Source organism: Oceanispirochaeta sp. (assembly GCF_027859075.1).
Taxonomy (GTDB): domain Bacteria; phylum Spirochaetota; class Spirochaetia; order DSM-2461; family DSM-2461; genus Oceanispirochaeta.
On sequence record NZ_JAQIBL010000116.1, the window covers coordinates 1 to 5,227 of the forward strand.

The following is a 5,227-nucleotide window of genomic DNA, read 5'->3' on the forward strand; positions in this document are numbered from 1 at the left end:
CGTTGGCACACATGTATAAAGGGCAGACACTGTCTGTCAGATCTTCTCCGAAGTCTCCCCCGAATCCGGGGAACTCCACTCCGTCATCCGTATAAGCAGGTAGGCATTTATCCATCCAGTCCCAGACAAAACCTCCCTGAAATATTTCATACTCCTCGGTGAGCTTCCGAAACTGATCAAAATGTCCGGTGGTATTACTGATCTGGTAGGCATATTCCACCAGGACGATGGGACGGCGGTCCCTGTTATCTGAGATCATGTGTCTGATGATTTCCAGACTGGGGTACATGGAGCATTTTATATCGCTACCCAGAGGACCCGGGTCATTATTCTCATACTGAACCAGCCGGGACTTGTCATACTCCCGCAGCCATCCAGCCATGGCGGCATGACCCGCCCCATAACCCGATTCATTCCCCAATGACCAGGAAACAATGGATGTATGATTTTTATACACCAGAGCCATCCGTCTGGCCCTTTCCAACATGGCCTCGGCCCATTCCGGGTCATTAGAGATGCGTCCGGCCACTCCGTGGGTCTCCAGATTGCTCTCGCAGACAACCAGTAGTCCATATTGGTCACACAAATCATACCAGAGGGAGGAGTTAGGGTAATGAGAAGTTCTCACCGCATTGAAATTGAGCTGTTTCATCAGTTTGATCTCTTTGACCATATGTTCCCGACTGACGACCCGTCCTCCTTCATAGGAGTGTTCATGCCGGTTGACACCTCGGAAAACAACCCTTTGCCCGTTGAGTTTTATCACATTGTCTTCTATGCAGATGGTTCTGAAACCGATACTGAGGTTCTGGGCATCCAGCGCCCTGCCATCAGGACTCAACAGAGTCATTTTCAGGGTATACAGGACGGGATGATCCACATCCCAGGGGGTGATCTCTTCGATGTTTACAAGAAAATTGGCGGATTCACTCCGGGGAGAGGCAGTCTTCATATGCCAGGATGTACCCATACCATAGATGGGAGTTTCCCGGGCAATTCTCTTTTCTGCTGAAGCTTTTTTAAAGTTATGTTGATCATACATTTCTACACGAACAATGCAGTCGGCAAAGCCCTCCACTCTGTTCATGGAAACCCATCCTTTCAACACAGCTCCTCCGTCAGAAACGGGTTCTGCCGTAAACTGACAGTCCTGGAGCCTCTTGACCGGCCTGGACCAGAGGGTGACGGATCGGTGGATTCCGGACAGATGAAAATAATCCTGATCTTCCAGCCAGGTTCCATCACTGAAGCGCAGAACAACAAGGGTAATCAGATTCTTTCCCTCCTTCAAAAAAGGAGTGATGTTAAATTCGGAGGGGACCTTGCTGTCCTGAGAGTACCCGACAGGAGATTCATTGACATAGAGGTAAAAGGCCGATTCCACCCCTTCAAATCTGAGGATGGTCTCCCTTTCCCGGAACCCATCCGGAAGGGTCAGTTCTTTCCGATATAGGCCGCAGGCATTTTCCCTGGGAACAAAAGGTGGATGATAACGGTCGAATATAGATGAACTCTTCTGACTGACATCCAGAAGATAGTCCTCTCCCGGCTTGTCCTTAAAAGGATACAGTGTATTCACGTACACAGGCTTGCCATATCCCTGGAGCTCCCAGTTCCCAGGCACCTGAATCTCTCCCCACGTTTCTTCACCCACCGGATTAAAATCGGCAAATCCTGATGGCAGCTCCCCGGGAGAAGGTGCCAATAAAAATTTCCAGGTTCCATCCAGGGAAAGTTGATTCTCTGCATGTGGATCATTCTCCGGTCTGAGGGCATGAGACGGAAGCCGGTTGATCTGGGTCACATGCTGGTTATGGTAATCGGCTTTGTTATGAAAGCCTGGGAAAAGATTCTTCATTATCAATCCTTATCTTGTAAATACAGAATATCAGTAAGCCTCTAATTTTCCATTTCCGAGAAGGGGTTTCCAGGAGTCAGGAATCAGTACGGATTTATGTTTGTTTGTATGGTTTAACGCAAAAAGGTAAGAGCATTTTTCAGTTTTTCGCCTGACAAGTTCAACACCATCCTGAACCATCCCCAGGGGTTTCAGGCCCAGTGAATCCTTTATATAACTTACCATTTGGCTCATCAGAGCCTTGTTCGGTTCTGTACCCACGTACCAGGCAGTCCCCTCACCAAAAGTGTTTTCGGTAATCACAGGATTTCCTTTATGCCATCCATCCAGACAGCAGGCAAGAGTTTCGGCCCCCTGGAGCTTGATGACGTCGCACCATTTTAACCCTTTATACTCTTCCGTATCCGACTCGGAGCACCAGTTGATCCTGAGATCCTGATCTCTTAAACAGTCATATTCTGGAATCTCAATCCCCAGGAGTTCTCCCAGCTTTCCCGGCAAGGCCTGAGAGCTCATACAGAGATTGTCACTGTCTTTTACCCCGGTTCTCATGGTGAGAATCAGATTTCCGCCCGTCTTCACATACTCTTTGAGCTTTTTTTCCAGAGCTTCATCCATTAGATAGAGCAAGGGAGCCACCAGGAGCTTATAGGAAGAGAAATCTCTGGTTCTGTCCAGAAAATCCACAGGAATCTGTTCATCATAGAAAGCATCATAATATTTCTGGACCTGACTGATATAATCCAGATCAGGATGATGAGGCTGTATCTCAAGGGCCCAGTTCTCCTCATAGGAGTAGAGAAAGCCCACTTCAGTCTGAGCCAGTGCCCCTTTAAACTGCTTCATCAGGGGAGACAAAGAGCTCATCATCTGCTTGAGCTCCTCATAGCGCCGACCGGGAACCCCGCTATGGGGAAGAATGCCATGCCAGTACTGCTCGGTGCCGACAGCACAGCTCCTCCAGCGGAAAAACACAACCGTATCCGCACCATGGGCAACGGACTGAGCGGCCCAGAGAGCCAACTGCCCCGGCTCGGGAGTCCGTCCCAGGGTCATCCAGCCTGTGGGGCCGGACTGCTGTTCCATGATCCAGAAGGTTTGATCCTTGATGCCCCTCATCAGATCCAGAGTGGACGCCAGTACAGCTGGAGTTTTCCCGGGTTGGGGATTATCAAAAAAGCCCGTGGGATACTGGTCATGGCTGATAAAATCCAAAGGCTCACCCAGATCAAAATAATCCACCAGATCAAAGAAACCCATCATGTTATGGGTGATAAACTGATGAGGGCAATTCTTCCGGAGGATCTCCAGCTGAAACTGCTGGAACGACACAATCAGGTCGGAATGAAACCTCTTCCAGTCCAGGAGCAGGGAAGGATTGTGTGCCGTTGCACAGCGGGCGGAAGTTGGAATCTGTGAAAAATCATTGTACTCCTGACTCCAAAAAACGGTTCCCCATCGATTATTCAATTCCTCAATAGAGGCGTATTTAAAGTGCAGCCATTCCTGAAAGGACTCCCTGCAGGAAGGACAATGACAGAGGTCATCATGACTGTTCCCCAGCTCGTTGTCGGTCTGCCAGCCGATGACATGTTCATTGCCGGCATAGTGTTTTGACATGGTCTCCACCATCCGGGCAACAGCGGCTCTATAGTCTTTGTTGGACTGGCAGTTATGATGCCGTCCGCCAAAGCCCATCGTCTGCCCCAGGGAATTGACTGGCAGGATCTCGGGATGTTTCTTGATGATCCAGGGCGGAGGTGCGGGAGAGGGTGTTCCTATGACAGATTTGATTCCGTAGGAGCCCAACAGATCAACGGCTTTGTCTAGCCACATGAAGTCATACTCTCCTTCTTTGGGTTCCAGGCGGCTCCAGGCAAACTCGGCCATCCTCACAATTTGAATACCCATATCTTTCATCAGACGGGCATCAGTCTCCCAGCGCTCTTCGGGCCAATGCTCCGGATAATAGTCAGTTCCAAATTCAAAGTTCACAGTGTTACTCCTTTACGGCTCCGGCGGTTAGACCGGACATGAAAAATCGGGAAGCCATCAAAAAGGCAATCAATATGGGGAGTATCGCCAATGTACTGGCGGCGATAAGGGCTCCTGTATCGGACCCCCTGGACGGATCACCCAGCATATACTTCAACATGATGGGAAGGGTATGCATGCTCCTGTCCCGAAGGATCAGCATGGGCTGCATAAAGTCATTCCATGAGTTGACAAACATCATGATTCCCAGAGCAGCCACACCGGGCATCAGAATTGGTGCAATGATTTTGAAGAAGATCAGCCACTCACTAAGGCCGTCAATTTTAGCGGCGTCTATGAGAGATCCCGGGACATTATTCTGACAGTACTGGCGCATCCAGAATATGCCGAAAGCATTGGCACTGTTGGGAATAATCAAAGCCCAGAAGCTGTTGATCCAACCGAATTTGGACATCATGAAAAACCAGGGAATGATCCCTGCTGTCCAGGGGATCATCATCGTGATGATCAATACGGCAAAGAGTTTATTTCGCCCTGGAAAGCGATACATGGCAAAAGCATATCCTCCAATGGAGCAGAAAAAAAGAACGAGCAGAGTATACCCGCCTGAAACAACGATACTGTTCAGAAAGCTTCTGAAGATATTGACAGAGTCCATCATGCTCTGGAGATTCGCCTTCAAATGATTCCCGAACCAGAAGGGAGGAGGATACTGCATAATATCATGGGTGGAATGTGTGGATAATACAGTCATCCAGTAAAAAGGAATGAGCATGATAAGAACGATCGTGAGTAGGAAAGCGTAAACAAGAAGAGTTCCTATGTACTTTTTCATAAGCTGTCACCCTGATTCCTGTCGCTGATTTTCATATTGATAAGAGACACAATGATGATAATAAAGCAGATGATATAGGCACAGGCAGAGGCATAGCCGTAATGATTATTTCCATAGGGAGCCTTGTTGAGAAGGTACATCATCACCGTCATCCCCTGATTCCCGGTTCCTCCCAAAAGCCCGCTCCCTCCCAGGAGGATAAAGGGTTCAGTAAATAAATTGAGAGTTCCAATGGTGGATTGGATAAGGGTAAACAGAATAATCGGTTTGAGGAGGGGTATGGTTATCCGAAGAAATATCTGTAAATGATTGGCACCGTCAATGGTGGCAGCCTCATAAATATCTTCATTGATTCCCTGCATCCCCGCCAGATAGATCACCATATTCCACCCTATCCATTTCCAGGAAAACAAGATGATGATAGCTGTCTTGACGTTATCTCCCGAGCCACCCCACCAGTCTATTTTATTCAGTCCAAGAGTCTGCAGGACCGTATTGATCAGTCCTGCGTTTAAACCGAAAAGAGTCTGAAAAACAAT

The 5,227-nt window shown here is 48.5% G+C and carries 4 protein-coding genes; all 4 read right to left on the reverse strand.

What is annotated here, in order from left to right; translation table 11 throughout:
• Positions 1-1,858 (reverse strand): glycoside hydrolase family 2 TIM barrel-domain containing protein (locus tag PF479_RS06590; protein WP_298003840.1); only part of this gene is annotated, 1,858 nt, incomplete at its 3' end.
• A 30-nt stretch (positions 1,859-1,888) separates the two neighbouring features.
• Positions 1,889-3,853, reverse strand: a complete 1,965-nt coding sequence (locus tag PF479_RS06595; protein WP_298003843.1) for a beta-galactosidase — start codon at positions 3,851-3,853, stop codon at positions 1,889-1,891.
• A 4-nt stretch (positions 3,854-3,857) separates the two neighbouring features.
• A complete protein-coding gene (locus tag PF479_RS06600) occupies positions 3,858-4,688 on the reverse strand; it encodes a carbohydrate ABC transporter permease (RefSeq protein ID WP_298003845.1) in 831 nt (276 codons plus the stop codon).
• The coding region (locus PF479_RS06605; RefSeq protein ID WP_298003848.1) for a carbohydrate ABC transporter permease at positions 4,685-5,227 on the reverse strand (543 nt) is incomplete at its 5' end. The genes PF479_RS06600 and PF479_RS06605, both read right to left, overlap by 4 nt.